Annotated in this window: 31 protein-coding genes; 19 read left to right on the top strand and 12 right to left on the bottom strand. The window is 65.6% G+C overall.

Features of this window, described 5'->3' with window-relative positions:
- Positions 1-15: 15 nt before the first annotated feature.
- Positions 16-165 carry a hypothetical protein gene (locus tag E0H22_RS02430; protein ID WP_233026624.1) on the bottom strand — a complete coding sequence of 50 codons (150 nt, stop codon included), beginning with the start codon at positions 163-165 and terminating at the stop codon, positions 16-18.
- Between E0H22_RS02430 and E0H22_RS02425 the strand changes: the two genes are divergently transcribed.
- Positions 119-778: a cation efflux transmembrane domain-containing protein gene (locus E0H22_RS02425; protein ID WP_233026073.1), complete on the top strand. Its 660-nt coding sequence runs from the start codon at positions 119-121 to the stop codon at positions 776-778. The two genes, E0H22_RS02430 and E0H22_RS02425, sit on opposite strands and share 47 nt — an antisense overlap.
- A 22-nt stretch (positions 779-800) precedes the next feature.
- Here E0H22_RS02425 and E0H22_RS02420 read toward each other — a convergent pair whose 3' ends face one another.
- From E0H22_RS02420 to E0H22_RS02400, 5 genes are all read right to left on the bottom strand, one after another.
- Positions 801-1,256 carry a hypothetical protein gene (locus E0H22_RS02420; protein WP_233024173.1) on the bottom strand — a complete coding sequence of 152 codons (456 nt, stop codon included), beginning with the start codon at positions 1,254-1,256 and terminating at the stop codon, positions 801-803.
- Between the two features lie 18 nt (positions 1,257-1,274).
- Positions 1,275-2,465 carry an MFS transporter gene (locus tag E0H22_RS02415; RefSeq protein WP_233024172.1) on the bottom strand — a complete coding sequence of 397 codons (1,191 nt, stop codon included), beginning with the start codon at positions 2,463-2,465 and terminating at the stop codon, positions 1,275-1,277.
- The gene (locus E0H22_RS02410) at positions 2,462-3,661 is read right to left on the bottom strand and encodes an MFS transporter (RefSeq protein ID WP_233026071.1); all 1,200 of its coding nucleotides are present in this window, start codon (positions 3,659-3,661) and stop codon (positions 2,462-2,464) included. Before E0H22_RS02410 ends, E0H22_RS02415 begins: the two co-directional genes overlap by 4 nt.
- A gap of 97 nt (positions 3,662-3,758) precedes the next feature.
- Positions 3,759-5,087, bottom strand: a complete 1,329-nt coding sequence (locus E0H22_RS02405; RefSeq protein ID WP_233024171.1) for an NAD(P)-binding domain-containing protein — start codon at positions 5,085-5,087, stop codon at positions 3,759-3,761.
- 49 nt (positions 5,088-5,136) lie between these two features.
- Positions 5,137-5,451: an ArsR/SmtB family transcription factor gene (locus E0H22_RS02400; protein WP_211911374.1), complete on the bottom strand. Its 315-nt coding sequence runs from the start codon at positions 5,449-5,451 to the stop codon at positions 5,137-5,139.
- Between the two features lie 110 nt (positions 5,452-5,561).
- Here E0H22_RS02400 and E0H22_RS02395 point away from each other — a divergent pair, with 110 nt between their 5' ends.
- The 4 genes from E0H22_RS02395 (at position 5,562) to arsH (ending at position 8,276) form a co-directional block, all read left to right on the top strand.
- Positions 5,562-5,939, top strand: a complete 378-nt coding sequence (locus E0H22_RS02395; protein ID WP_233024170.1) for an ArsR/SmtB family transcription factor — start codon at positions 5,562-5,564, stop codon at positions 5,937-5,939.
- Between the two features lie 180 nt (positions 5,940-6,119).
- Positions 6,120-7,178 (top strand): ACR3 family arsenite efflux transporter, encoded by a 1,059-nt coding sequence (gene arsB / locus E0H22_RS02390; protein ID WP_233024169.1) that lies wholly within the window; start codon positions 6,120-6,122, stop codon positions 7,176-7,178.
- The gene (gene arsC / locus E0H22_RS02385; RefSeq protein ID WP_233024168.1) at positions 7,175-7,573 is read left to right on the top strand and encodes an arsenate reductase (glutaredoxin); all 399 of its coding nucleotides are present in this window, start codon (positions 7,175-7,177) and stop codon (positions 7,571-7,573) included. Before arsB ends, arsC begins: the two co-directional genes overlap by 4 nt.
- Positions 7,560-8,276, top strand: coding sequence for an arsenical resistance protein ArsH (gene arsH / locus E0H22_RS02380; RefSeq protein WP_283818781.1), 717 nt, complete (start codon positions 7,560-7,562; stop codon positions 8,274-8,276). Before arsC ends, arsH begins: the two co-directional genes overlap by 14 nt.
- 388 nt (positions 8,277-8,664) lie before the next feature.
- Here arsH and E0H22_RS02375 read toward each other — a convergent pair whose 3' ends face one another.
- Complete coding sequence (locus E0H22_RS02375; RefSeq protein ID WP_233024167.1) at positions 8,665-9,405, bottom strand: sulfite exporter TauE/SafE family protein; 741 nt, start codon at positions 9,403-9,405, stop codon at positions 8,665-8,667.
- A gap of 112 nt (positions 9,406-9,517) precedes the next feature.
- Complete coding sequence (locus E0H22_RS02370; RefSeq protein WP_233024166.1) at positions 9,518-9,802, bottom strand: helix-turn-helix domain-containing protein; 285 nt, start codon at positions 9,800-9,802, stop codon at positions 9,518-9,520.
- 118 nt (positions 9,803-9,920) lie between these two features.
- Between E0H22_RS02370 and E0H22_RS02365 the strand changes: the two genes are divergently transcribed.
- The 6 genes from E0H22_RS02365 to E0H22_RS02340 all read left to right on the top strand — a co-directional run bounded on the left by E0H22_RS02365 (position 9,921) and on the right by E0H22_RS02340 (position 16,642).
- On the top strand, positions 9,921-10,244 hold the full coding sequence (locus tag E0H22_RS02365) for a hypothetical protein (RefSeq protein ID WP_233024165.1): 324 nt from the start codon (positions 9,921-9,923) through the stop codon (positions 10,242-10,244).
- Positions 10,244-10,819 (top strand): hypothetical protein, encoded by a 576-nt coding sequence (locus tag E0H22_RS02360; RefSeq protein ID WP_233024164.1) that lies wholly within the window; start codon positions 10,244-10,246, stop codon positions 10,817-10,819. Before E0H22_RS02365 ends, E0H22_RS02360 begins: the two co-directional genes overlap by 1 nt.
- Positions 10,820-10,991: 172 nt before the next feature.
- Positions 10,992-11,534 carry a hypothetical protein gene (locus E0H22_RS02355; protein WP_233024163.1) on the top strand — a complete coding sequence of 181 codons (543 nt, stop codon included), beginning with the start codon at positions 10,992-10,994 and terminating at the stop codon, positions 11,532-11,534.
- Positions 11,535-11,545: 11 nt separating this feature from the next.
- Complete coding sequence (locus E0H22_RS02350; RefSeq protein WP_233024162.1) at positions 11,546-12,304, top strand: metallophosphoesterase; 759 nt, start codon at positions 11,546-11,548, stop codon at positions 12,302-12,304.
- Positions 12,305-12,504: 200 nt separating this feature from the next.
- The gene (locus E0H22_RS02345; protein WP_233024161.1) at positions 12,505-14,886 is read left to right on the top strand and encodes an AAA family ATPase; all 2,382 of its coding nucleotides are present in this window, start codon (positions 12,505-12,507) and stop codon (positions 14,884-14,886) included.
- Positions 14,887-15,469: 583 nt separating this feature from the next.
- On the top strand, positions 15,470-16,642 hold the full coding sequence (locus E0H22_RS02340) for a site-specific integrase (protein ID WP_233024160.1): 1,173 nt from the start codon (positions 15,470-15,472) through the stop codon (positions 16,640-16,642).
- A 207-nt stretch (positions 16,643-16,849) separates the two neighbouring features.
- Here E0H22_RS02340 and E0H22_RS02335 read toward each other — a convergent pair whose 3' ends face one another.
- Genes E0H22_RS02335 through E0H22_RS26010 form a run of 3 tightly spaced genes read right to left on the bottom strand, consistent with a single transcriptional unit; the run spans position 16,850 to position 17,608 of the window.
- Complete coding sequence (locus tag E0H22_RS02335; RefSeq protein WP_233024159.1) at positions 16,850-17,080, bottom strand: GDCCVxC domain-containing (seleno)protein; 231 nt, start codon at positions 17,078-17,080, stop codon at positions 16,850-16,852.
- A gap of 3 nt (positions 17,081-17,083) precedes the next feature.
- Complete coding sequence (locus E0H22_RS02330) at positions 17,084-17,356, bottom strand: cation transporter (RefSeq protein ID WP_233024158.1); 273 nt, start codon at positions 17,354-17,356, stop codon at positions 17,084-17,086.
- Positions 17,357-17,365: 9 nt separating this feature from the next.
- Positions 17,366-17,608, bottom strand: a complete 243-nt coding sequence (locus tag E0H22_RS26010; RefSeq protein WP_233024157.1) for a hypothetical protein — start codon at positions 17,606-17,608, stop codon at positions 17,366-17,368.
- Positions 17,609-17,791: 183 nt separating this feature from the next.
- On the opposite strand from E0H22_RS26010, the gene E0H22_RS02320 reads away from it, so the two are divergent.
- Entirely contained in the window at positions 17,792-18,232 is a 441-nt protein-coding gene (locus tag E0H22_RS02320) for a MerR family transcriptional regulator (protein WP_233024156.1), read from the top strand.
- A gap of 644 nt (positions 18,233-18,876) precedes the next feature.
- The gene (locus E0H22_RS02315; RefSeq protein WP_233024155.1) at positions 18,877-19,959 is read left to right on the top strand and encodes a DNA-binding protein; all 1,083 of its coding nucleotides are present in this window, start codon (positions 18,877-18,879) and stop codon (positions 19,957-19,959) included.
- 279 nt (positions 19,960-20,238) lie between these two features.
- Here E0H22_RS02315 and E0H22_RS02310 read toward each other — a convergent pair whose 3' ends face one another.
- Positions 20,239-20,853, bottom strand: coding sequence for a hypothetical protein (locus E0H22_RS02310; protein ID WP_233024154.1), 615 nt, complete (start codon positions 20,851-20,853; stop codon positions 20,239-20,241).
- Between the two features lie 106 nt (positions 20,854-20,959).
- Here E0H22_RS02310 and E0H22_RS02305 point away from each other — a divergent pair, with 106 nt between their 5' ends.
- From E0H22_RS02305 to E0H22_RS02280, 6 genes are all read left to right on the top strand, one after another.
- On the top strand, positions 20,960-21,625 hold the full coding sequence (locus E0H22_RS02305; protein WP_233024153.1) for a hypothetical protein: 666 nt from the start codon (positions 20,960-20,962) through the stop codon (positions 21,623-21,625).
- Positions 21,626-21,693: 68 nt separating this feature from the next.
- Positions 21,694-22,044 carry a hypothetical protein gene (locus E0H22_RS02300; protein WP_233024152.1) on the top strand — a complete coding sequence of 117 codons (351 nt, stop codon included), beginning with the start codon at positions 21,694-21,696 and terminating at the stop codon, positions 22,042-22,044.
- Between the two features lie 114 nt (positions 22,045-22,158).
- A complete protein-coding gene (locus tag E0H22_RS02295) occupies positions 22,159-22,698 on the top strand; it encodes a hypothetical protein (RefSeq protein ID WP_233024151.1) in 540 nt (179 codons plus the stop codon).
- A 2-nt stretch (positions 22,699-22,700) separates the two neighbouring features.
- On the top strand, positions 22,701-22,883 hold the full coding sequence (locus tag E0H22_RS02290) for a hypothetical protein (protein WP_233024150.1): 183 nt from the start codon (positions 22,701-22,703) through the stop codon (positions 22,881-22,883).
- A 170-nt stretch (positions 22,884-23,053) separates the two neighbouring features.
- Positions 23,054-23,257 (top strand): hypothetical protein, encoded by a 204-nt coding sequence (locus E0H22_RS02285; RefSeq protein ID WP_233024149.1) that lies wholly within the window; start codon positions 23,054-23,056, stop codon positions 23,255-23,257.
- A gap of 30 nt (positions 23,258-23,287) precedes the next feature.
- Complete coding sequence (locus E0H22_RS02280) at positions 23,288-24,157, top strand: DUF4238 domain-containing protein (protein WP_233024148.1); 870 nt, start codon at positions 23,288-23,290, stop codon at positions 24,155-24,157.
- The last annotated feature ends 8 nt before the right edge of the window (positions 24,158-24,165 follow it).

Below are 24,165 nucleotides of genomic sequence, written 5' to 3'. Positions count from 1 at the left end.
CTAGAGGTTGTACGCTTATGGCGTTTCGAAGGGAAGACCGATGTCCAACTGCTGCTCCAGCGATAGCTGCTGCCAACCACCGCCGATCGACTTCGCGAAAGAGGCTCCGAAGCCGTCCATGGAGAGTTCTTGCGGATCGCAAGCCTGCGGGTGCTCTGGCGGCATGCCGGTCTTCGATGGCGTAGACCCGCGCTACAAGCGCGTCCTCTGGACAGTGATAGCCATCAACGGCGTCATGTTTCTCGTTGAAATGGCTGCCGGACAGCTTGCCGGCTCACAGGCCTTGAAGGCGGACGCCCTGGACTTCCTCGGTGATACGATCACTTACGGTCTGAGCCTCGCAGTCATTGGATCGAGTGTCCCGACGCGGTCGATGGCGGCACTTTTCAAGGGGCTCTCGCTCAGCATCATGGCGCTGTGGGTCTTCGGATCAACCGTTTACAACACGCTCATCTTGGGCATCCCCAGTGCCGAGGTCATGGGCGGCATCGGCATGTTGGCACTGACGGCCAACCTCGCTTCGGTGCTCCTGCTGATGCGCTACAAGGACGGCGACGCCAACGTCCGCTCGGTCTGGCTTTGCTCGCGCAACGACGCGATAGGGAACGTCATCGTCATGTTCGCTGCGCTGGGCGTCTGGGGTTCTTCCAGTGCGTGGCCCGACTTGGCAGTCGCCGCCGTAATGGCGGGTATCTTCCTCACGTCGTCGTTCCAGATACTGCGACAAGCGTGGGCCGAATATTCGACAGACCAACGTCAGATCGAGGCCGCACGCTAGTCGAAGGTTGCAAGCCCTTCGATCAGATCGCTTCATCGCTCGCGTCCGTGGACATCCCCCAACTGGAGATCGGCCAGGTTTCCTCGACCTTCGTCTCGACGGCGAAACGGAAATCTTTGAGCCGTCCGGCCTCGAGTCTCGGCAACATGTCGGAGAACTGCGCGCGCGTGACCGAGAGCGACACGTGCAGCGAGGGCAGCCGTTCCGTCGCGAACAGGTATCCCGAATCCGGCGTTTCGGGCTGCATGGGTGTCGGAGCGAAGATCATGATCGCGCCTGGCCACACGAACCTCTTGCCGGGGCCGGTGAACGCAGCCGGCATGACCATGTAGGTGAACTCGACCGACCGGCGCGGCTCGCCGGGCTGGACGATGTGCCCGAAATTGACGGTGCAGCGTCCGAGGATCTCGCCGCGCCACCGGCCCGGGTCTATCTCAGGCAGCCTGGAGGCATGCTCCTTGGGTCCGGCCTTGGCCATCGATCGCCGCGACCACCTTCAGCCCGCGCGTGCTGCGGCCGTCTCGCCTGCGGGGCGGGGACGCTTCGACAGCAGGAGAAGGGCGGACAGTGCGGCGAGGCTCAGCAGCGAGGTGATGATCAGCACCCGCCCGCTCATGATCTCGATCAGCACGCCGAACGCGACGGGAGCGAGGGCCTGGCAGATGCGCGACGGTGCCCCGAGCAGTCCGAGTCGATAGCCGTAATTCTCTGGACCGAAGATCGAGAGAGGCAGGGTGCCTCTGGCGATCGTCAGGATGCCGTTGCCGGCACCGTGCAGAAGCGCGAATGCCGCGGCCACTCCCCCTCCGAACAGGGCGATGACGCCGGCCCCGATCGGATGCGTGATGCAGGCGAGGCTCGTCGAGAAGAGCGGATGGAAGCGGTTCAGCAGCCCTGCCTCGACGATGCGTGCGGCCACCTGTGCGGGTCCGATCATCATTCCCGCGAAGACGGCCTGGGCGGGAGTGGCTCCGAAGCTCTCGACGATCCGGGGTAGGTGCGCGGCCATCGCCGACGTGACGGTCCAAGCCGCGGCGAACGCGAAGGACAGCAGGATCATCGTGCCGTCGATCGCGACGTGCGGCTTCGCAGCCGGCGCCTCCGCCTCGCTGCGGACCACGCGCTCGGTCTTTGGAAGGAAGAGCATGTTGAGCGACAGCCCTATCACGATGTGAGCGGCCGCCCAAGCGAAGCAGGTGCCGCGCCATCCGATCGTATCGAGGCCCAGCGTGCTCAACGGCCATCCGATCGTGCTGGCGAACCCCGCGAGCAGCGTGATGCCGGTGATCGGGCGCCGGGCCTTGTTTCCAAAGATGCGCCCGAGGGCGCCGAACGCCGCATCGTAGAGACCGAGTCCCATTCCGATGCCGAGCAGGAACCAGGCGAGGCCGAGCATCCACAACGAGGATGCCAGCCCGAGCAGCGCGAGGCCGCCGGCAAATAGCAGGTTGGAGGCGCACAGGACCTGCCTGCCGCCGACGCGGTCGATCTGTCGGCCGACACGGGGTCCCAGCAATCCTGAGATGACGAGCGACGCGGAGAATGCCGCGAAGAACCAGTTGCTCGATATGCCGAGATCCCGCGCGATGGGATCGGCGAGGATGGCCGGCAGATAGTAGCTGGATGCCCAGGCCAGCGTCTGCGTCGTTCCGAGCGACAGGATGATGGGAAGCTGGCGATCGGTCATTTCATGGAGTCCGGATCAAGAGACGATGTCGTCGGGGTTGGAGCGACTCGCGACCATTTCAGAGCCAGCGGACCGATGAGGATGCCGGCCGCGAGCACCGCGAATGCCGCGAACCACGCGGACGGCACGTTGGGGCCTCCAGACGCGTCGAGCGCGGCTCCGACGCACCAGGCCCCGAGCGCGGACAGACCGAAGCCGACGGTCGAGTGGACGGCCATGGTCGCGCCCTTGCTCTCCGGATGAGCGGACATCGCCATGCCTGCGGTCAGCGCGCCGGAATCGGCCGGCACGGTGACCGCGTACAGGATGAGGAGGGGAAGCAAGGCATAGGGCGAAGCCCCGGCAAGCGCGCCGATGGACAGCCCGACGCAAGCCGACACGATCATGACGACCGAGACCGCGCGGTGGCGGCCGAACCGGAGCGCGAGTTCGTTCCCGATGATGCTGGAAGGCATCGCCAGGAGGGAGAATCCGAAGCTCACGGCAACCGGCGTCAGGACGCCGGCGCCGCCATTGTGAGCGACGACAAACGTCCAGAAGGCGACGAGCCACGTCCGGATGCCGTAGAGCTCGAAGCAGTGCGCTCCGTAGCCGAGTACGTAGCCCATGGCGGGTTTGTTCCGCAGCACCGGTCCGAACGCGAGCAGCTTGGTGGTGGTGGCCTTGGGCGTGACGGGCGTCAGGGACAGGCAGACGGCCATCATCACCAAAGGCCCGAGAGCGGTGGCGTAGAACGCAGCGCGCCAGCCGAATTGCTCCGCCACGATCTGCGAGACCAGAAACGACAGCCCGACGCCGAGCGAGAAGCTCGACGTGTACAGGGTGACCGCGCGCGAGGAGGCGCCGGGTTCAAGCCGGTCTGTCAGGGCCTTCAGGCCGGGCATGTAGGCGCCGGCGAAGCCGATCCCGGCCAAGGCCCAGATCGCCGCTCCCGACCAGAAGCCGTTCGCGAACATTCCGAAGGCGACCGTCGCGACCGAGCTGAGCGCCGAGCCGGCGATCAGGATCAGACGCGCGTCGATCCTGTCGGTCAGCGTGGACAATACCGGGACGGCCAGCATGTAGCCGGCCGCGAAGCTCCCGGCGAGCAAGCCCGCGGACGTGCCGGTCAGGCCCCATTCCGGAATCAGAAATTGCGCCAGTATCGATGGCACGGCGACATGCGGCAGCAGGTTGCCCAACTGGCCGACGCACATGGCCAAGATGGCAGGCTTCCCCTGAAGATCGCCGTGCCACCTCATTCGCGGAACGACCGTGAAGGTTCGGTGCCTACGATCGACGTCCGGACGCCAGTCATGGGCGCGGACCGCAACAACCGGTGGAGGGGGCCGGGGCCGGTGTCCCGCAGCACGACGTTGCCTCGGCGACGCCGCTCTCGACGCCCCCGCGCGTGCAGACGCCGGTCTCGGGCAGCTCGAGTTCGACCCGCTCGGCCGCGGCACGGTCGCCGGCGATGTCCGCGGCGATCGAGCGGACCTGTTCGTAGCCGGTCGCCATGAGGAAGGTCGGTGCCCGACCGTACGATTTCATGCCGGCGATGTAGAGCCCCGGATCGTCCTGCGCGAGTTCGCGCGCGCCGTGAGGCCTTACCGTTCCGCAGGAGTGCTCGTTGGGATCGATCAGCGGCGCGAGCGCGACGGGCGCCTCGATCGCGGGATCCAGGCGGATCCTCAGTTCGCTCAGGAACGACAGGTCCGGACGGAAGCCGGTCGCGACGACGAGTTCGTCCACGACCACGTGCCGGCCGCAGCAAGCGGACCCGGCTCCGATGCGCAGGCGGTCTCCGGATGAGGTCACGTGCGAGACCGCGAATCCTTGCTCAAGCTCGATCCGGCCTGACGCGACCAGCGAAGCGAAGGTCGTGCCCAGCTCGCCGCGGGCGGCCAGCTTGTCGTTCGCTCCGCCCCCGTAGGATTTGGAAGGGTCGTTCCCGCGCAACAGCCAGATAACCCGCGTACCGGGGACGTCCGCGCGAAGGTGCGCGAGCTCCGTCAGGGTGCCCATCGCCGAGTGCCCCGCGCCGAGCACCGCCACCGCTTTGCCGGCGTAGCGCCCGCGCGCAGTTCCGCGCACGTCCGGCATTCCGTAGGCGATCCGGTCTGCGAACTCGCGTTCGCCGGCCGCGGGAAGCCCGTTCGCGCCGGCCGGGTTCGGCGACGACCAGGATCCGGATGCGTCGATCACCGCATCGGCGAGGAGGGTCTCCGGCCCCTTGCCGTTCCGGTACCTGATCTCGAACGGCGCCGTTTCCCGGCCGGCGGACTTGGCCTTGTCGAAACCGACCCGACCGATGGCCTCGACCCTGCTCGCCGTCCGGATCACGTCCCGCAGCGGGGTTCGCGTGGCGAGGGGCTCGATATAGCGCTCGATGAGCTCCGCTCCCGTCGGATAGACGCGCGGGTCTGGAGAGTTCCAGCCCGTCGGCTCGAGCAGGCGGGCCGCAGCCTTGTCGATATTGTATTCCCAGGGCGAGAAGAGCTGCACGTGCCCCCACTCGCGCACGGAGGCGCCGGCGGTATGGCCGGCTTCCAGCACGATCGGCATCATGCCGCGCTCCATGACGTGAGCCGCCGCCGCCAGTCCCACGGGGCCGGCCCCGATGATCGCTACGGTCTTCGACATGTTATTCTCCGATCCTTCTAGTATCATCGAAATTACGCGCGAAGCCCGATCAGGCGGCCGACTGCGTATCCGCGCATTTCTCGTCCGCGCAGCACTCCGCGACCAGGAAATCGACCAGCCCCTGCATGTTGGCGTACTGCGCGTGGCAGACGAGCGTCGTCGATTCCCGGACCTGCGAGATCAGATCGACCGCCACCAGCGCCTTGATGTGATGTGAGAGCGTCGAGGCCGGAATCTTGAGCCTCTCCTGCAGACGGCCGACCGGCATCCCGGCCTGGCCGGCGCGAACCAACGCGCGGTAGATCCGGAGGCGGGTTGGGTTGCCGAGCGCTTCGAGCCTGGCCGCTGCGTCTTCGATCTTCATGCGGGCAAGATGAGCTCGCCGCCCCAGTCAGTCAACCGTATTTCTAGAATATTCGAAATTATCACCGATGCGGGGTTGACGCGCTCCTTTATTTCCGTAAGTCTGGATATATGGAAAACGAACAAGCAGTCCTCGCGCTCGCCGCGCTCGCCCAAGGCACCCGGCTTCAAGCGTTCCGTACTCTGGTCCAGCACGAACCGGAGGGTCTCCCGGCCGGCGACCTGGCGCGGCTCCTCGAAGTTCCGCAGAACACGCTCTCGGCGCATCTGTCGATCCTGGCGAGGGCCGGGCTCGTCGTGAGCGAGCGCCGCAGCCGCTCGATCGTCTATCGCGCCGAGATCTCCGCGCTGCAGGCCATCATCCTTTTCATGCTCCAGGACTGCTGCGGCGGACGTGCCGAGTTCTGCGCGCCGGTGATCGAGCAGCTTTCGTCCTGCTGCGCGCCACCCAAGGCGAAAGCCAAGGCGAAGGAGCGATCCCGTGCCTGACGCGGTCGGACGGCGAGATGTGATGCATTCGCCCGCCGTCGGCAGCCGAGGCGCTGGAAACGAATTCGACTGGCGTAGGCCACAAAGGACGGCCCAAGCCTTCGCTGGCGTCTCTAGCAGCCCGCTGCCGACGAGAGGTGATACCACAACCACCCCGAACATTCCGAGCCGAAAGCGTCCATGAGCATCTTCGAAAGATATCTGACCCTCTGGGTCATCCTCTGCATCGCCGCAGGCGTCGCATTGGGTCATGCATTGCCGGGACTCTTCTCGGCGGTCGCCGGCGCCGAAGTGGCGAATGTCAACTTGCCCGTCGCCGTCCTCATCTGGCTCATGATCATTCCAATGTTGCTGAAGATCGACTTCGGAGCGCTGGGCAAAGTGACCGAGCATGCCAGAGGCGTGGGTGTGACCCTGTTCATCAATTGGGCCGTGAAGCCTTTCTCGATGGCTCTCCTTGGCACCTTCTTCATCGCCCATGTGTTCGCGCCGTTTCTGCCGGGCGACCAGATTCCATCGTATATCGCCGGACTGATCCTGCTGGCGGCGGCTCCCTGTACCGCGATGGTGTTCGTCTGGTCCAACCTGGTCAACGGCGATCCCAACTACACGCTCGGCCAGGTCGCACTGAACGATGTACTCATGGTCTTCCTCTTCGCTCCCATCGTCGGACTGCTGCTCGGCGTCGCGTCGGTATCCGTGCCGTGGGCGACGCTCCTCCTCTCCGTCGCGCTCTACATCATCGTGCCGGTGATCGTCGCCCAGTTGTGGCGCCGCTCGCTGCTGGCGTCCGGACAGGGCGCCTTCGACCGCACGATGGCGCGCCTGCAGCCTCTGTCGCTCGTCGCCCTGCTGGCCACGCTGGTCCTGCTCTTCGGCTTCCAGGGCGAGCAAATCATCGCGCAGCCGATCGTCATCGCAATCCTCGCCGTGCCCATCCTCATCCAGGTCTACTTCAACGCCGGACTGGCCTACGTGTTGAGCCGCTATCTCGGTGTGGCCTGGTGCGTCGCCGCACCCGCGGCGCTGATCGGGGCAAGCAACTTCTTCGAACTCGCCGTCGCCGCTGCGATCAGCCTGTTCGGCCTCAACTCTGGAGCGGCGCTGGCGACCGTCGTCGGCGTGCTGGTCGAGGTGCCCGTCATGCTGACCGTCGTGAAGATCGTGACGGCATCCAAGGATTGGTACGAAGCCGGCGGCGATCGCGCCGGCGACAAGAGCGTGGAGCTTCCCCGATGACCATCACCATCTATCACAATCCGAATTGCGGCACCTCCCGCAACACTTTGGCGATGATCCGGCAGAGCGGCGAGGAGCCGGTCGTGGTCGAATACCTGACGACGCCGCCGACCCGGGAACGGCTCAAGGAGTTGATCGCGGCGATGGGCATCGGCGTCCGCGCCTTGCTGCGCGAAAAGGGAACGCCGTATGCGGAACTTGGTCTGGACGATCCGACGCTGTCGGACGACGCCCTCCTCGATGCGATGATGGCCCATCCCATTCTCATCAACCGACCGATCGTAGTGTCGCCGACGGGCGTTCGTCTATGCCGTCCCTCGGAGCGGGTACTCGACCTGCTTCCGCGGAAGATCGGCCGTTTCGTGAAGGAGGACGGCGAAGTTGTCGAAGCCTGATCTACCCAACATCAACGAGCAGGCGTTCGCGGTGCCGGACCAAGATGCGCTCCGCGCAAGTCCGTCGATGCACAAGCCCCGCATTCTCCTATTGTACGGATCCTTGCGCGAGCGTTCCTTCAGCCGTTTCGCGACGGAGGAAGCGGCGCGTCTCCTTCAGAGCTTCGGAGCCGAGACCCGCATATTCGATCCCACGGGCCTCCCGCTTCCGGACGGCGCTCCGGTCGAGCATCCGAAGGTGCAGGAACTGCGCGACCTCACGACATGGTCCGAAGGGCAGATGTGGTGCAGCCCGGAGCGCCACGGCGCGATGACCGGCATCATGAAGGCGCAGATCGATTGGATCCCTCTGTCGGTCGGCGCGGTTCGTCCGACGCAAGGCAAGACGCTGGCGGTTATGCAGGTCAGTGGAGGTTCGCAATCGTTCAATGCGGTGAACCAGCTTCGGGTGCTCGGCCGCTGGATGAGGATGATCACGATCCCGAACCAGTCGTCCGTCGCCAAGGCATACGAACAATTCGGCGACGACGGCCGGATGAAGCCTTCGCCCTATTACGACCGCATCGTCGATGTTGCGGAAGAGCTAGTAAAGTTTACTTTGCTGACGCGCGACGTCTCCGGCTACCTGACCGACCGTTACAGCGAGCGCAAGGAATCGGCCGAGAAGCTCTCCGAGCGGTTGAGCCTCTCGAAGGCGCTGTGAGTTCGAGAGCGATTGCAGATCAAGTGTTATTGAGTTCTGGCACCTGCGCCGGCGAGGTCAGGTGTTTCGACCGAAGAATTGCCTTTCGCAGTCAACTCGTCGCTGCATTCGTACCTGATCCTGACATACGCCGGATCCGAGAAGGCGGGAGGACGTCGGCTTCTATTATGCCGCCAACGCGGCTGGTCGACTTCTCGGCATCACGTTGTCCGGCGTGCTCTATCATCATGGCGGCATCGTTGGATGCCTCGCCGGTTCAGCGGTGATGCTGCTCTCCTGCTTCGTGCTGACGTTCGTCCTGCCGACGCACGCGACGGACGCCACACGACGGTCGCTCGCCTGACCGCACCTGGCGTTTCCATCGACATCACGGCTACCGGCGGCCGTGTCATGGGTGAGCTACCATCCGGAAGCCTGCCAGCGCGAGCAGGATGGCGAGCAGCAGCCTCATCAGGCTTGGCCGTATGAGCGTGGATCCAAGCCACGATCCGGCGACTCCTCCGAACACCACGGCGGCCGACCAGACCGGTAGTTGGACCGGCAGATCATGAACGGTTGCCGCGGCGCCGGCGAGCGCGGCGGTAGAGTTCAGCAGGTTGAAGGTCGCCGCGATCGCCGCCGCTTTGCGCGTCTCCGCCCAACCCATCGCCAAGATTAGCGGCGCGAGAAAGATTCCGCCACCGACGCCGGTGATGCCCGAGACCACGCCGATGGCGGCTCCGGCAAGAAGCGACATGCCGAAGGGCGGCTCGCGGAGCGCCTGCAGATCGAGATGCGCCGCGCGCCGTGCCGAACGCGCCATTTGCGCCGCCGCCAGCAGAAGCAGCAGGCCGACCACGGGCTGATAAGCCGCCGCAGGGAGGTTCAGCGTTCCTCCCACGAAGGAAAACGGAAGCGCCAGCACACCGAAGGGATAGCAGGCGCGCCACGATAGCAGTCCATTCCGATGAAAGCGGGCGCATCCGATGGCTGCGACGAGGATGTTCAGCGCCAGGACCGTAGGCTTGATGACGTCGGGCGCGTATCCGAGAACGCCCATGACCGCGACATATCCCGTGCCGCCGGCCTGCCCGACCGCCGAATAGAGCAGAGCGACGATGGCAAATGAAGCGGCAACAACGAGATCCAAGAGGCCTCCGTCAAAAGCAGATCGATCAGGGAGTTGGTGCTTCTAGCGCCCCGGACCATGATCGACGTCCCGTAGGGAGACGGACGTCACCGGTCGGTCTGTCGGCAGCGATCTATTCGGGACGGCGCCTTAGCCTGACGCCCTCGACGTATTCCTCGTCACCGAAGAAGAATTCGATTCCTTCCTTTTCAAGCGCGGCCCGGAGCGCCTTGTGGACGTCCCGCCTGCGCCTGTCGGGCCGGCCTTCCGTTTCAGTCTCGATCTTGGAGATCGTGCGCCGCGACACGTTCGGCGTCAGCGTCTCGCCGAGTTGGGTCTGGGACAGGTTCAACAGGCCCCGTGCGGCCCGGATCATGGCAGCGGATATCAGGAGTTCGGGTATTTCGGCGTCGGTCATCCCCGAGTTCTATGCAGGAAAATTAACGTTAGCAAGCCTTATTCTTCTCATAATGGGAAGAATAATTGACTTGGCTCCATCGCGATGGCATCTTGTTCCCATCGAAAGGGAATTTGCGATGACCTATAGCGAGTACATCCAGAGCACTGCATGGCGGACCAGTCCGGTCCGGCTGCGCGAATTCGAGGCGGCAGGTTTCGCTTGCCGTCTCTGCCCGGCGGCGGCCTCCGACGGCGCTACGCTGGAATCGCATCACCGTACCTACGACCGTCTCGGCAACGAGATCGACGGCGACCTCACCTCGCTGTGCTCGGACTGCCACCGCGCGGTGACGTCCTTCCTGCGGGCCCGCCGCTACGCGCTGCTGCAGCCGCTGCGCGCCGACGTGAAGACCATCCGCATCGACGCGCCGCTGTTCGACCCGACCCGCGAGGTGGCGTGATGGAAGCCGAGAAGATCACCATGCGCCTGACCGGGACGCGCCCGCTGCTGATGCATTCGTCGCGCCTTGCGGACCCGCTCGATCCGATCCGGGCGCGCCTCACGAAGGTGACGACGAAGAGGGCGAAGACGCTGGCGGACCATCTCGAAATCTCGCGGATCGAATGGCATGGCGGCCTGTGGATCTTCGAAGGTCGCCCGTGCATCCCGGCGGAAGCGCTCTTGAGCACCTTCAAGTCCGCCGCAAGGGCACGCAACAAGGGCCAGGAAGCATCCGCGGGCATCCAGATCGGTCGCCCGGCCATCCTGGAGTACGACGGGCCGCGCGACCTCGATGAGCTCGGCGCCGACGAACGCTTCGTGTTCCGGACCACCGTCAGGGTCGGACGCGCCCGCACCATCCGGACGCGCGCCCGGTTCGACGACTGGGCCGTCGAATTTGACGTGATGTATCTGCCTACGCTGCTCAATCGCAGCGAGGTCGTCGACACCTTCATGACGGCGGGCTTCACCAAGGGGCTCGGCGACTGGCGGCCAACCTTCGGCACCTACCTGGCCGAGGAGCGCAAGGAATGAGTTTCAAGGCTTGGCGGGGCGTGGCCCGGCGAGGCAGGGCACGGCCCGGCTTGGCGAGGCATGGGGAGCGTCCACTCTAGGACGCTCCCCACCCACCGAATTCCGAACCTAACCAACTTCGCGGTCTGGAAGACCGCAACGTGCCATTCGGCGCGAACGGGAGAACCATGTCATGCGTACCGAAACGAAGAAGACGAAGCCGACCCGCGGCACCGCCCGTGCCCTGGAGATGTCCAAACCGCGTTCGATCGCGGCGCATTTCCTCGGCGAGACGCCGGCGGATTGGGAGCACGCACATCTGCTGTGGCGCTCCGTGCCGGCGCACCGCTTCCATCGCGATCACCGCGCCGCCGTTAACGAGTGCATGCGGCGCACGTCGTCCACCATGGACGCATGGCGCCTGGCCATCGCCGGCGATGCCGCGAGCGCCATCGGCCTGGCTCTGAGCATGGGCATCCCCCAGCAGGTCACGATCCGCACCGACCTGACGATGACGGTGCTGCTGCACAACGCGCTGCGCGGCAGCGCCGGCGCCACGCTGGTGCTCTCCAACCTGATCCGCCGGATGCCGATCGACCGCGCCGACCGCCGCCGCCTGGCGACGTCCTGGCTGGCCCACAATTTCCGCCAGGCCTGGCCGGAGCTCGACGAGCGCCTCCGCATCGTCAAGGCCGGCACGCATCGTCGCGGCGATGACGGGGAGGACCTGTCGTGAGGATCCAGGTCATGTCCGACCTCCACGTCGAGTTCTACGGCACCGCGGCGATGCCGCGGGCGGTCGACGGCGCCGACTTCGTCGTGGTCGCCGGCGACACCTGCAAGGGCCTGGTCAGGGCCGTGGAGACGCTGCGCGACGCCTTCCCCCGCGTCGAGGTGGCGACCGTCGCCGGAAACCACGAATACCACGGGTGCGAGCTCGCCGCCGAGCTCGAGGCCGGTCGCGTCCGCGCGCGCCAGTTGGGGGTGCACTTGCTGTCCGACGACGCCGTGACGATCGGCCGGGCGCGCGTCGTGGGCTGCACGCTCTGGACCGACTACTGCCTGTTCGGCGCCGATCTGCGCGAACTCGCGATGCACACGGCGCGCGACACGATGATGGACCACAAGCGGATCGCGTGGCGCCGGAACCCCTGGGCCAGGTTCCGGCCGGAGGAGGCGGCGGCGCTGCATCTGCGGTCACGCAACTTCCTGGAGACCGAGCTTGCGAAGAGCCACCCGGGGCCCGTCATCGTGGTGTCCCACCACGGCATGACGCTGGAAGCCGTCTCGCCGGTGAATCAGCGCTCTCTTCTGAGCGCCGCATATGCCTCGGAGCTGTTGCCGCTGGTCGACCGTCACCGTCCCGCGGCTTGGGTCTCGGGCCACACCCATCACTCCATGAATCTGCGGCGCGGCGGGACGAGGTTGGTCAGCAACGGACGCGGCTATCCCGGCGAGAACGCCGGTTTCGATCCCGCCTTCGTCATGGAGATCGCCGATGACTGAGCCAGGGCACTGCCTCGCCATACTCCTCACGTTCCAGGTGCATCCCCCCTAGCGGGCCGGCGCCGCCGACCCGACCACCATCACCGACACCATGGAGAATCCGATGCCCGACCCCAAGCCCGCGATCCGCCTCGCCATACCCCCGAATCCGCAGGTGCATCCACCCTAGCGACCATGACCTTCGACACAGGAACATCCACGTGACCAAGTACACGAAGACGAAGAAGCGCCGCGCAGCGCTCGCGCGCAACGCCGGGCCGAGCCGCCCGGCATCGGTGGCGACCGCCTCGCCGGCCGCCATGGGCCCGCTCGAGGCGGAGACGGACCGCCTCGCCGTCGAGGCATCGCGGATCTATCGGAAGGCCATGGGCGCGGCCCAGGTGCGTCGCGTCGAACAGCTCGCCCCGGCCGTTCCATCGCCGGTCAAGGGATTCGTCGGACTGGCGGCGCTCCGCCGGCGCACGCGCGACGACGATGACGACCTGGACGTCGCCGTCGCCACGAAGCACCCGAAGGTGGAGCCGGTCACGTCCGTCGAGATCGCCGCCAAGCTGATGCTGGCCAGGCAGGTCGACGCGCTGGGCGGGCTCGCGGCGGCGGTCAGGAGCGGATCTCCGGTGGTCGTGGTCGACGTGCCGGATGCGGCGATGCTCGACCGTCTCGGACGCGTGTGGGAGAGCGTCCTGATGCCCGCCACCGCGGTGTGCGTGAAGTTTCTCGGCAGCGGCGCGCTCCGCCACGGCCAGTACGATGCCCTCTACGTCGTGGCCAAGAGCCCGACGAAGCCCAAGGATTCGGACGACACGCGCCGGTCGACGCTCGACGCCCTCGGTCTCGCTTTGCCGGTGATCGCCTTCTCGCCGTGCGCGGAGACGCATCTTCCGGCGGAGCTGCTCCTCGCATGCACCCACCGGATCGCGATTCCGGCGCTGGACGCGCGCACCATCGTCAGAACGATCGAGATCGTGACGGGACGCACGTGCCGCGCGCGGCTCGACGACGTCACCGTCGCGCGGACGGGACTCGGCGAGATCGCCATCGCCGTGCGCTTCGACCGGACGCCCGCCGAGTGCGTCGCCGGCCTGCGACGCCTCGCCGAGGCCAAGGCGGTCAAGCGCGGTTCGCGCGACCTGACGCTCGACGAACTGCACGGAATGGACTCCGCCGTGGCGTGGGCCCGTTCGGCGATCGTCGATCTGAATTCCTGGAGGCGTGGCGACGTCGGGAGCTGGTCCGCGGTGTCGTCGAAAGTCCTGCTGAACGGGCCGCCGGGCACCGGAAAGACCACTTTCGCCGCCGTTTTCGCACGGGCCGCCGGACTTCCGATCGTCACGGCTTCGCTCGCCGGCTGGCAGTCGCAGGGGCACCTCGGCGACCTCTTGAAGGCCATGCGGACCGACTTCGAGAAGGCGAGAAACCTCGCAAATTCAGCCTCAGGGTGCGTCATGTTCATCGACGAGGTCGATGCTTTCGCCGACAGAAGCTCGATCCGGCATGACCACGCGGACTACGTGATCCAGGTAGTCTCGGGCTTTCTCGAACTGACCGACGGTCTCGCCGGAAACGAGAATCTCTTTCTGGTCGCGGCCTGCAACGATGTCCGTCGCTGCGATCCCGCGTTGGTCCGCCCGGGACGGTTCAATCCGGTGATCGAGATCGGTCTGCCGAACCTCGCGGACCTGGAGAAGATGTTCAGGGTCCGCCTGGGTCCGGACCTCGTCGACGCCGATCTCCGCGAAATCTGCGAACGGACGCTCGGCGGCTCGGGCGCCGAGGTGGAGCGCATCGTCAACGACGCCCGCCGTCTCGCCAGGCACGATGGCGCCCGTTCGATCGTCATGCACGATCTCCTGAGCATCGTGAAGGGCGAGGACGCCCGGCCGGAGGCGCTGCGGCGGCGCACCGCCATCCACGAAGCCGGCCACATCGTCGTCGATGTGTTGTTCAACGGCGGCGCCGGGATCCACGCCAGCATCTCGCCGTCGCGCGGGACCGGCGGGCGGGTCGTCCGCACCGAGGCGACGGAAACGGCCGGCACCTACGAAGACTACGCGCGCCGCCTCCAGGTCTTGCTGGCGGGACGGACGGCGGAGATCCTCATGTGCGGTGATTGCGGTCACGGTTCCGGCGGCGTCGCCGGCTCCGACATGGCAGTCGCGGCCAGCATGGCGGCGGCGATGTCGGGCTCGGTCGGGCTCTCCGGACCGCGACCGCTGCTCTTCCTCGCCCCGCGCGAGAACACTCCCGAGCTGCTGTCCTATCCCGAGGTCCGCCTGGCGGCGAACGAGGAGTTGACCAAGGCGGCCGACGCCTGCCGGGCGCTCCTGCAGCGTCACCGCGGCGCCCTGGAGGCCGTGACGGAGGTGCTGCTGGCCGAGGGCAGGATCGACGGCGAAGGCGTGTGCCGGCTGCTCGCGACGGCCAATCCCCCGGGCGGCGCCGCCGGAGGGGCCGCGACCAGGCTCCCCGGGCGTGCCGACGGGGCGGGCGGCCCAAGGATTCGAAATACACCGACACGACGCCGGAAGTCTCACCCGTCGCGCGAGCGCCGCGCCGGGACCGCTCCCGGAAAGCCCTTGTGACAAGCATGTCACAAGGATTCGCAGCTTGCCTCTGGTTCCATTTCTCAAGGATTCGATTTCAAGGATTCGATGACATGACCCGCCCAACGGGCGCCGCCGACGCCCCGAATTCCGGCACCGAGATGACCTCCCTCCTGCGCGCCGGATTTGGGAACCGGCCCGCGGTGCCGATGGCAGATCTGAGTAAGATGTTGATGTTGGACGAGAAAACGTTGCTCCGCCACGTGCGCTCTGGTAGGTTGCCCTACCGGGCGATGGGAACCGGGCGGCGACGGATCAGGCGGTACTTCACAATGGATGACGTGGTTCAGTTCTTCAAGAATCTGGGGAACCCGGCGGCTGACCCGGTTCCGCCGCGTCGTGCCCGTACGCCGTGGACGTCGGACGCGCCCGGTTTCGTTGGCGGTGTCGAGCGCCCCACCCGTCGCTCCGCCGAAGCCGTCCGCACAGCGCGCGTGTCCGCCAGGAGGGAGACCGCTGCGGACGCTTCCGGCACGTCCGGCGCGTGCCCAAAGTCGACGGGAGGCGTCGTATGACCGTCTACATGCATAAGAATTCGCCCTATTGGCAGATCTGCTTCCAGTTGAGGAAGCGCAAGTTCTCCTACTCCAGCGAGACGACCTGTCACGCCACGGCCGTGGAACTGGAGGACGAGTACCGCGCACAGGCGAAGCGGGACCTGGCCCTCGAGATGGCGGCGGGGCCACGCGTCACCTTCAACCAGGCGATGCACAAGTACTGGAAGCTCAAGGTGTTCGACCCCCGTCCGAAGGAGCTGAAGACCGACGAAAAGATCAATCGCGAGATCGCCAAGTTCGACGCGCTCACCTCTGCCGGCAAGCAGGTCGGCCTCGACACCCTCTGCGCCGACGTCGATACCACGCGCATGCTGGAGATCCGCGAAGAACTGAAATCGGCCACGGCCAACACGGCGACTGGACGGCTCAAGCCGAGCGCCATCAACCGCCAGCTCGAGCTGATCTTCTGCGTCCTGAACTTCGCGAGGGACCATATGTCCACGCCGCTGCCGAAGCGGCCCCGGATGAAGGAAATCAAGTTGGTGGAGGACGACCGCGACCGGATCATCGACTACGACGACGAGACGGCGATCTGCGAGCATCTCGACGAGGATTTCCAGGCCGCGTTCGTGCTGGAACTCGAGACCGCGATCCGGAGCGGCGACGTCATCGGGCTGCAATGGTCGCAGGTCCGGCTGAAGCAGCGGCACATCCTCGCCCACCGCAAGTCCAAGGGGCGCAAAATCTACAAGGTCTGGCTGAACGACCGCGCAGTCGCGATCCTCGAACAGATGAAGGGTCTCCACCCGACCCACGTCTTCACCCGGGTCGTCGAGACGACGGCGATCGTCGACGGCGAGCCGGTCAAGGTCGCGACGCGGATTCCCTACAAGAAGTCGCATTTCGGGACGCGTATGAAGAAGGCCTTCGAGGCCGCGAAGGTCGACGACCTCACCTTCCACGACCTGCGGCGCACCGCGGGCACGCGGTACTATCTGGCGACCAAGGACTACGAAGCCACCCGGCAGTTCCTGGGGCACTCGTCCGTCGAGGTCACCAAACGCTACATCAAGATCGCGCTCGAGAACGTCATCGAAGGCGTTTTCAACATGGAGAGGGACCGCGCCGGCCGCGGCTGGCGGTTGAAGCCTTCGCGCAAGGCGGCGACCTCCGCGACCGTCGAGAAAATCGTCGCCTTGGCTCAGAGCGGCCGCACCTGCAAAGCGGTCGGAGCTTGACAGAACGTCCGTGGCGGCATCGGTCGTGGGCGCCCCTTGTCGAAACGCGGCTCCACGACCGATTGCCCCGCTCCGCAGCCGGAGTTCTAGGCGATCGTCGTGGATCGGAGGCGATCCGCGACCACGCCCGTGGATCGCACTGCGGCGACGGACGCCGGCGGCCACCGACACGTCGGTTGGCTTTTTCTGCAAGCCGGCGGCTTCCATTTACGATTGGCTGCAGCACGGCCCGGCGCACCGGTCGCCTCCGCCCTCGGCCTGTATCGGCGGACAGGGAACCGAGCCGTAGGAGCAAAACACGCAACAATCGCCAGGCTTCGGCTTCAGCATGATGCCGCAGCCGGTGCATTCGTAGAAGAATTGACAGGCATCGGTCGGCATCGTCTCCGTCTTGGCGACGGCGCACTGGGGACAAGTGATGATCGATTCGAAAAGCATCCGTCAGCCCCGGGGCGCTGACGGATGACCCGCCTTGGCGGTCGCCGACATCAGTCCGTTCACGACGGCCACTGTGTCGCGGTAGACGACCGTCGCCGTCTTTTCCTTGAAGGACGCCACGACCCGGGCGACGCCCGGTATGGCTTCGCGGCTGCCTTTGACGATCGACGGACATGCGGCGCAATACATGTTGTCCACCGCGCGGTCCGCGGCCATTGCAGCCGACGAGGCCAGGATGCCTCCTGTGAGAACCGCGCGAAGAAGAAGTTTGCTCATTGGGGACCTTTAACGATGGAGGAAGAGCGGTGCGATGAGGTCGAAGCCGAGCTCGGCGGCGACCAGGAGGGTCGCCACGACGAGACCCGTCCTGACGAAGCGATCCGACAGCGGGCGGGCACAGGATCCGGCGGCTGCGCATGACGAACGCCCCAGGCAGGACAGCCGATAGCCGTAACTCAGGACCGCCAGCGTCGCCGCGACGATCCAGGGCCGATAGGCGGCGAGCCGGGTGAGGTTCCCTATCCTCACGCCGCTGACGCTGAGACCGACGAGGGCTAGGGATGGAACAAGAGGAAGCCGCGACCGCCCCCCACAGCCCGCCGACCGCCACGCCCCCTGCCGTAGCCGCTCGCCGTCTATTCGATGCGTCTGTTGGACTTTCATGACGGTCAGGATGCATCCTGTAGCGGCTACAGGAGCAAGGACCATTCGATGGGCAAAAACACGATTTCGCGAGCCGGAAGGATATCGATCGGCGCGCTCTCGAGACAAGGCGGCGTGAAAATCGAGACCATCCGCTACTATGAGCGCATCGGGATGCTGCCTCCGCCGCCGCGGACGGCGGGCGGCCGACGGTTGTACGGTCGAGCCGAGGAACGGACGCTGGCCTTCATCCGGCGCTCGCGCGATCTGGGGTTCACGCTCGAAGAAATTCGCGCGCTGCTCGCGTTGGGGGCGCCGGAACGCGCGCCCTGTGTCGACGTGCACAAGATCGCCGGCGCCCATCTGGCGAAGATCCGCAACAAGCTCTCCGATCTAGTCAAGCTCGAAGCCATCCTGGCGGAGACGGTCGCCCGATGTTCCGACGGCGAAGCGCCCGGCTGTCCGGTGCTCGATGTCCTCGACGCCGGGCGTCGGAGCCAAGGCGCCTGACCCGGGTCGGTGCCGATGGGATGCCCTGTCGGACGCGCCCGCGCCGGGCGGACCGTGCCCCGACCCGGAGGCACGGCGCACGGACCGGCCGGCGATCCGCGCCGAAGCAACCGCGCCGGACGCCGAGTGACCGCCGATCACGATCGTGACGCGCCGCCACGATCGTGATCGCGCGTTACGATCGTGACGATACGTTACGATTTTCGGCCGGGTTGCGTCTGCTTTGCCTCTACTGAATCTATACTTGCGACGGCCGTCCGGCGAAAATCGTGACGCTGCGTCACTACGGGAGATTTCCGGGACCTACGGTCCGCCTGCGTGGGTCTGTTTCCCTTAAATTCCGCTAAAGTTCGTGGAACGTTCACGCCATAGCTTCGAACCGGGTCCCGGCTAACCCATTGATCGGAAACCCAATAACGACGGGCCTCCACAAGGACTCGCACCCTCCGGAAAGGCGCCCGTGAATCTGCTTTGATTACAGGTTTGCGTTTGTCGCGGAGGCCTTGTTTTGTAGGGTTTCCGAGCCCTCCTTCGAACATTTCGGGAGATTTCGGGAGGTCGTAACGGAGCGTTACGCTAGTTTGTTGACGGGTTGGAAAGCCAGCGTCCACTAGCTTCGTACCGGCGACATCCAGGACCGGATCATGACGAAGAACAATCTGAGAGCAAGGGTCTATCAGGCGGCCGACGAGTTGTTCATTGTGTCCGGTTCCCTCCATAGCGTCGGCCAGCGCGCCGTCCGCGACCGGGCAAAGGGTGGTTCGAACGACGTGGGGCCGCTGCTCGACGATTGGCGGGCTTCGCGGGAAGCCATGCTCAGTTCGAGACCGGCCGCACTCGCCGCCATCGCCGAGGAGTTCGCCGGCCGTCTCTGGCTGATGGCGCAGTTGCTTTCCCGTGGATCGGGGGACGGTATCCATCCTATGCCGCCTCCTCCAAACGCTCGCACGCCAATGGCGCGGCCCGCCGCACGAACCCAGCCACCCCAGACCAAGGCAACTGCGGTGCCGGCTACGGCACAGACAGGTCAACGTCGCGACGCGAGCAACTACGGGGCGTTCAGCGACATTCCTCGGCCTGAACGTCCGGCGAAGGCTGCCAAGCCCAGCGCCAAGCGGGTGGCGACCGCCAGGAACTTTCAGATACGGGAGGCGGGTCAGAAACTTTTCGTGCTTGTCGATCCGAAGCCACCCCTGCAGCCGGGAGTACTCACTGCCGCCGATTGGACCGGCGCGTCGAATGAGAAGCTCGCGGAAGCGGTCGCGACCATACTGCGCAAAAACGGCAATCGGCTGCGGGCCTTCGACATTCACAAGAGGCTGCCGAAAAACCTCCGGCCTGGTACCAGGGACCATGCCCAGAGGGATTTGAAGTTAGGGTTGTTCGGGTCGAGAATCGAATGGGCGAACGGCGGCTGGTTCTGGTTCAAGGGCGAACCCCTCCCCAAGCATCGCGTGACTCTTGGCACCCCGGCGGCCGAGAAACGCCGACAAGGGGATGTGCTGTGGTGGCGCATCGCGCATACGATCGCAGCGCTCGGGCGCGACTTCACCCAGGCCGAGATCGAGGACGCGTGCGGCGACGAACTCAGGAACTTCGGGGACACGTGGTTGCGGCTCCGGCTCATGCGCATGCGGGAACGGCCAGAACCGTTCATACAGCTCGTCTCGGCCGGCATCATGCGCTGGACCGGACTCGATCCGGCCGAGATCGTCGTAGAGGATTGAAAATCCCGCCAGCGGTCGGCGGCGCCTGAGCGGACACAGTTCGAACGGACCGACGCGGTCCGCTGGCCAACCGGCCGGATCCGGTGCGAGCCTGCCGGCACCGTTGTCGGCCAAGCGGCGGGGCGGCCGCGGGCGCTCCTGTCGGCGCGACAAGCTGCAGACCTTCCGGCACCTTCACGGTTCGGCATAGCACCCGGACGCCGTCGCCAACTTCGCGTTCAATCGACCCGTGCTCAGCTAGACGATGTCAACGTGGCCCGGGAGGCAGCGCGCTCGGTATCAGGACGGTGTCAAGCAGCGAGCGATCGCCCGTAAGGCGTCCTGCCGGCAGCGGCGGATCTGTTCGGTGCGAGCGAACGCCCTTTTTCCGAATGTCCAGCTTTGCGAAGCGAGGTTCCGGACGCCGATCGATATCGACGCGAAATGCTGCGGGTATTCGACCTCGAACGTCACCCAGACGGCCTGACGCTCGATGCGCATACGGTTGAGCTCGTCGAGAAAGGCGTCCTCACGACCGAAAAAACGCAGAACGGCCGCCAGACCTCGGATCACGTCGTCGTCCGGTCCTATATCCAGACGAAAAGCCGGCATGCCCGGTTCGGCCGCTCTTCCACCACGACCGCCCGAATGGTGGCCGTGGTATTGGGCCCTTAGCTTTCGAAGCGACTTGACCGTTTCCGCGCTCGCGCCGACCGCTTCAGATGCCATCACGGCACAGACGAGCGCGGCGGCGTCGTCATGGGTCATTTCGGGTACATGGCGGCCACGGCCGCCCTGCGCGATCAACGGACCGTCGGGCGCCTCGCGGAGGTTGCGGGCATGCTGGACGGTGCTGGTCAGAGGCACTCCCAGCGCATCAGCGACGATCGCAGCCAACCGGCGCGAATTAACCATGGCGACCTCTCCCCGTTGACCTGCACCGCTTCCAGTGAGATTTTTTCACTAGAGAGAACGGCCGCTGGCGTCAACCGTCGTCGCGGCCTAGCTGACAGGACCGACGATGGCCTTCAACGAGCTCAAGCATGCCAGACGCAACCTTTTCAGGACCCCGCGGGTCATCGAGCACATCGGCCAGGCGACCGTCCAAGACCCGCGGATCGTCGACACCGCGTGCAAAGCGCTTATTGAGGAAGGCTTGCTGCCTTGCGTGTCCGACGGAAAGGCCGACGCGCTGGCGATCGATGGCGCCATGGTCCTGATGGCCCTGGCCAGCCGGCAGACGAAAGCCGACGCGATTGTCCGCGTGCTAGGCAGGCTCCGCGACATGCAGCACCAGGTCGCCGTCGCCAGGCCAACGATCGTGTCGACGGAGCCGAGACGCCTGCCGTCCGATCTGTTCGTCCATGGCGTGGCGGAAGTGATCAAGCAGACATGGCAGAACATGCGCGCGCCCATTATCGACGAGGATGCCGACATCGGCGTCAGCATCCTGTGGGGGGACCGCGGCGAGGTTCTGTACGGTGTGATCGAATATATGTCCGAGCACCGCAAGCACATCTACTCGAACGCCAAGCTTCCTGTGCCACCGGGGATCGCCGACGAATGGGACTTCATCGAGCTGCGTACGGTCGGCGGGCACTCCTTCAGTACCTTGTCCATCTTCTACTACGCCAAGTTGCTCAAAGACAGCGCGGTCGGCACCCCGGCGGAATTGGACGAGCCGTGATCCGTCACGATCCTCGTCCCCGAGTGCCGGGCTCCCTGGACGGCAACCGACCGAGAAAGGAATACCAGATGATGGACTACGCGACCTTCAAGAACGGTCCCGCCTGCCGCGTATTCGCCGGACTCGGCGGTGAATGGGCCGACCTCCTCGAGCGTTCGCTTTCGTTCAACGAGCTTCGACACGCCGTTGTTCAGCGGAACGACGAGGCGCGGGGCTGCTTCGCCACGGCGGTGCGGACCTACGCCGGCGTCGCCTCGCAAGGCGAACACAGCCTTCTCCTCGCGATCTGCGCGATGGTCGATTTCGGACATCTCGCGGACAAGCTGTCGGAGCCGCACGTCACCTGGCAGAACATCGTCCGCGGTTGCGACCGCCAGACCCGGGCGGCCATCGCGGCGTGCATCGAGGCGTCGCCGTGAGCGCCTCGACACGGGTGGTCGCCGCGAGGCGTTGCCCCGACGCATTCGATCGACATCTTCAACCGGCCAGACGACGCGTCGGAGGCAGCGCGCTCGCGTTCCGGGAGACCTGAGATGGAGATCCGCCCGCATCCGGATTGGCGTCAGGCGCTCGTCGAATCCTACGACGACATCTTTCGCCCCTTCGGCCCTTCGGCGGCGGCGCCGGGCTTGCCCGCCGTCGACGACGGCTGGCGTGACCTGCTGGAGCGCGCGTGCGCACGCATCCGCGCGTCCGTCCGCACGCACGGCGGCTCGCTTCGGGTGACGGAGATCAGCGAGAAGTACGGCTCCCTGCGCATCCGCTGGGAGGGATCGATGTCGCCCGAAGCGGCCGCGCGAGTAGAAGAGGCCGTCGATCTGGCGGAGGCGCGCAGCGCGACGACCTGCGAGGTCTGCGGCGAACCCGGCGTGCTCCGCGCCGGCGAATGGCTCGCGACCCGCTGCGATGCGCACGGGGACGGACGGCACCCGGCAGAGGTCGAGCAAGGAATCGAACATCCCCACGTCGAGCGAAGGTTCATCGACGGGCACTGGCACGCCGTCTTCCGGTTCTACGACCGCACCTCCGACCGCTTCGTCGAAGCGGATTTTCCCTGTAGCCAAGTGGAGTGACCATGGCGCGCTTCAGATGTGCCGCCTGCACACGCTCCGGCGAGTGCGGATACGACGACCGCGGCTATGCCTGTCCGCTTTGCGGTTCGCCGGACGTGGTGTTCGCGGTGGCGATCGAAGAACTGCCCGACGAGGTGCTCGGGGCTCTTGCTCCGCCGGAGCATTCCGGCGAAGGCATCGAGTAGCAGTCGAGAATTTCCGATCCTACCGACGGACATACATCACGAACTTGCCGGCAATGCGCATCGCTTCGACGATGGCCGAGCGGGGGAAAAGTCGCCCGCGCCGAGGTTTCGCTGTGGACTCCTGCAGCCTGGGTTGGGATCGTCGCCGAATGCAACCCGGAGAATCGGTGATGGCTAAGTCGACGAGCAATACTGGAAAGCCCTGGACACCTGCGGAAGTGAAGCAGCTCAAGCAGGAAGCTGCTGGCAACACTCCCACCAGGGTCATGGGACTGAAGCACAAGCGCACAGAAGCGGCGATACGTGCGAAAGCCCAGGTCGAGGGTATTTCGCTGAAGCCGACCAACCGGAGTCCGTACGGGACAAAGAAGTAGCCGGTCGGCCATCTGCAGTCGCGATCCTGGATGAACGTTCCAAAACGACACCACTTCGTTCCCGAAATGCTGCAAAAGCGCTTCGTCGATGAGGCGGGCCTTCTGCACTTCTACAACAAGCGAACGCCGGAGAAGGGCGTTCAGTCCACCAGGCCAGGCAATCTACACGTCAAAACGCATCTTTACTCGAAGATCCTCTCGGACGGGACCAAGGACGTCGCGCTCGAGCTTCGTTACGCCGCGCTTGAAGGCGTCGCCGAGCCGATATTTGCTGAACTTGTGAACGCGGCTCTTGGTGACCGAACACCGCGCATCCCGTCGACGACCAGGGAGGTCATCGACCACTTCGCCTACGAACAGATGCGACGCGTGCCGGAATTCCACGAACAGATAATGCCGACCAGCGACTCGGAGCGGCAGATCCGACTGGCGCTCGACGAATACGAACGAAGGTTCAGGGAAGTCCCGGCTGAACAGCGGGAGAACACGCTTCGCCCCTCTTCGATCGAGGAGTTCCGTCAGAACGCGCGCGTCGGCGCACTGTCCCGCCATTCGCCCAGGGTCATGCGCGCCCTTGCCTCGAAATCGCTCGTCATCGCACGCACCCGAACGAAACTCAGCTTCATGATCGGCAGCCGCCCCGTGGTGCGCTCGCGCGGCAACTTGCCGGACCCGGCGACCGAAGTCTGGTTGCCGATCGGCGCGAACGTCGCCCTGCTGTATATCGGCGAGCGGTGGGAGAGCCCACCCATCTACGACGTCCCAGACCACACGGTCCGTCGTCTGAACGATACGATCGCGGCGCAGAGCGCAATATTCGCCGGGCGATCGGGCAAACTCATTCTGAGCGTGATCGGCCGTCTGATCCTTACGACCTCAAATGCAATGCCGAGGACGTAGCCGATCCG

Source organism: Rhodopseudomonas boonkerdii (genome assembly GCF_021184025.1).
GTDB lineage: Bacteria > Pseudomonadota > Alphaproteobacteria > Rhizobiales > Xanthobacteraceae > Tardiphaga > Tardiphaga boonkerdii.
The sequence above is the reverse complement of the archived record's forward strand: the minus strand, read 5'-3'. Positions and strand labels throughout refer to the sequence as shown.